At 69.0% G+C, this 2,559-nt stretch carries 3 protein-coding genes; 1 reads left to right on the top strand and 2 read right to left on the bottom strand.

Annotation, left to right across the window (positions count from 1 at the left end):
- Nucleotides 1–5: 5 nt before the first annotated feature.
- A complete protein-coding gene (locus D7Y13_RS40725) occupies nt 6–656 on the top strand; it encodes an imm11 family protein (RefSeq protein WP_439329259.1) in 651 nt (216 codons plus the stop codon).
- Nucleotides 657–675: 19 nt separating this feature from the next.
- On the opposite strand, the gene rapZ is transcribed toward D7Y13_RS40725, so the two are convergent.
- Entirely contained in the window at nt 676–1,539 is an 864-nt protein-coding gene (gene rapZ, locus D7Y13_RS40720) for an RNase adapter RapZ (RefSeq protein WP_120534862.1), read from the bottom strand.
- On the bottom strand, nt 1,536–2,501 hold the full coding sequence (hprK, locus tag D7Y13_RS40715) for an HPr(Ser) kinase/phosphatase (RefSeq protein ID WP_120534861.1): 966 nt from the start codon (nt 2,499–2,501) through the stop codon (nt 1,536–1,538). Before hprK ends, rapZ begins: the two co-directional genes overlap by 4 nt.
- Nucleotides 2,502–2,559 lie beyond the last annotated feature (58 nt).

Below are 2,559 nucleotides of genomic sequence, written 5' to 3'. Positions count from 1 at the left end.
GTGCCGTGCGCATCGTCGCGCAGGGCAGCACGTCCCGCGCCAACGTCCGCAAGACGGCGCGCCGCAGCCTCCCCGCCCTCTTCTACGACCTGCACGACGACTTCCGCGCCCCCGGCCGCTGGGAGCCCGGAGACCCTCGGGGCCTGGATGACAAGGTCGTGGGCGATGTGTGGATGTTCACCGCCGGGCACCCCGTCGCCGTCGACGGCCCCATGCGCATCCCCAACGAGGCCCGGATGTCCCCGCTGGACTTCTCGCTCGCCGGGGCGGGCCTCACGCCCGTGGTGCACCCTCGCGTGGCCGCCGTCTTCGCGCGCCTCGCGCCCGGTGACGTGCAGTTGCTCCCCGTGGACATCGAGGGCCAGCGGGAGCCGTACTTCCTCCTCGTCGCCACGCGCCTCATCCGCTGCGTCGACGAAGCGGCGTGCGTGGAGGCCCACCGCTACGGCCCCGGGGATGGCCTGCCCGAGCGCGTGGGCCAGTACCGCTCCGTGCGGGGCCTGAGAATCGACCCGACCCAGGTGGACCGCGCCCGCGTGTTCCGCCCCTGGGGCTGGCCCGTCACCCTCGTCGTCTCCGAGGTCGTGAAGGAAGCCCTCGAAAAGGAGGGCGTCACCGGCGCGCGCTTCACCCCGGTGACGGACACCCGGCACTGAAAGCAGCGCCGGGACAGGGCTACTCCTTCTCGATGTCCCGGTCCCAGAGCTGCACGCGGCCGTAGTCCTCCGACAGCCGCCGCACCATCTCCGCCGCCAGCGCCACCGAGCGGTGCTTGCCGCCCGTGCACCCCAGCGCCACCGTGAGGTACGCCTTGCCCTCCTTCTGGTAGCGCGGGAACAGGAACCGGCAGAGGTCCACGACCTTCTCCAGGAACTGCTGCGTCTCCTCCCGCTCCAGCACGTACGCGGCCACCTTGGGCACCTTGCCCGTGAGCCCCTTCAGCTCCGGCACGAAGTAGGGGTTGGGCAGGAAGCGCACGTCGAAGACGAGGTCCGCCTGCGGCGGCACGCCGTACCGGTAGCCGAAGGACATGATGGACAGGCTGGGGCCCGTCGTCGGCTCCGGGCTGAAGCGCCCCTGCACCATGCGCTTCAGGTCATGCACGTTGAGCGCCGACGAGTCGATGACCTGATCCGCCAGCTCGCGCAGGTCCTTGAGGGCCTCGCGTTCGGCGCGGATGCCCTCCGCCACCGTGCCCTCCGGGGCCAGCGGGTGGCGGCGTCGCGTCTCGCTGAAGCGGCGCAGGAGGCTGTCGTCGCTGGAGTCCAGGAAGAGCACGTCCACCTGGTGACCCGCGCGGCGCACGTCGGCCAGCACGCGGGGGGCGTCCTTGAGGAAGATGCCCTCGCGGACGTCCACCACCAGCGCCATGCGCTCGATGTTGCCTCCCCCCGCCAGCTCCGTGAGCTTGGGCAACAGGAGCACCGGCAGGTTGTCGATGCAGAAGAACCCGGCGTCCTCCAAGGCGCGGATGGCGGTGGACTTTCCGGATCCGGACATGCCGGTGATGACGATGATCTGCTTCGCGGGGGCGGTCACTCGACCTCTTCTCCCAGATTGCGGCGCATCGCCCCCTGGGCGATGGCTCGATTGAGTCGTTCGGCGAATTCCCTCGCCGAGTGGTGGCCCTGCAGCTTCAACAACTGATTGCGGGCCGCCACCTCCACGATGGTGGCCATGTTGCGTCCGGGACGCACGGGGACGACCGACAAAGGTATGTCCACACCGACGATTTGCAGGTGCTTGTCCTCCACGCCCAGACGGTCGTACTCCTGGTGCGGATCCCACTCCTGCAACTCGATGACAAGCTCTATCTTCTTCTGCTCCCGGACGGCGGACACTCCGAACAGGTCCTTGATGTTGATGATGCCCAGGCCCCGAATCTCCATGTGGTGCTTGATGACCGGGTTGCCCGCGCCGTAGACGGCCCCCTTCCTCCGGGTGACGTCCACGATGTCGTCCGCCACCAGCCGGTGGCCCCGCATCACCAGGTCCAGGGCGATTTCACTCTTGCCGATGCCGCTCTTGCCCAGGAGCAGGATGCCCACGCCGAACACGTCCATCAACACCCCGTGCAGGCTGCTGGACTCCGTGAGCGCGTCCTCCAGGAACATCTGCACGCGCTGGATGAACTCGCTGGAGAGCAGCGGCGTCTTCATCAGCGACAGGCCCGCGGCCTCGCACGCGTCCACCAGCGCCTTGGGGGCATCCAGCGCCTTGGTCACCACTACGCAGGCCAGGTCCTCCTCGCCGAAGAGCTTGGCCAGCGACGCGCGCTGACCCTCTTCCGGCAGGGTGGCCAGGTAGGAGATCTCCGTGTTGCCGAACACCTGGACGCGGTGCGGGTGCAGGTGTTCGGTGAAGCCCGCCAGCGCCAGGCCCGGCTTCTGGATGCGCGAGGAGTCCACCGTGCGCTTCAGGCCCTGGGCGCCCGCCATCAGGGTGAGCCGCAGGTCGTGGCCCTCGTCCTCGAGAAGCTGGGAGATGCGAATGGATTTCATCGTCGGGACGTGGATATCACCCACCGGCCTCCGGAGGTGAACCCCGCCGTGCCCCCCG

Source organism: Corallococcus praedator (assembly GCF_003612125.1).
GTDB lineage: Bacteria > Myxococcota > Myxococcia > Myxococcales > Myxococcaceae > Corallococcus > Corallococcus praedator.
The sequence above is the reverse complement of the archived record's forward strand: the minus strand, read 5'-3'. Positions and strand labels throughout refer to the sequence as shown.

What these genes read in the sequence shown, in the direction of transcription:
- hprK (WP_120534861.1), bottom strand. Translation starts at nt 2,501, where the DNA reads ATGAAATCCATTCGCATCTCCCAGCTTCTCGAGGACGAGGGCCACGAC.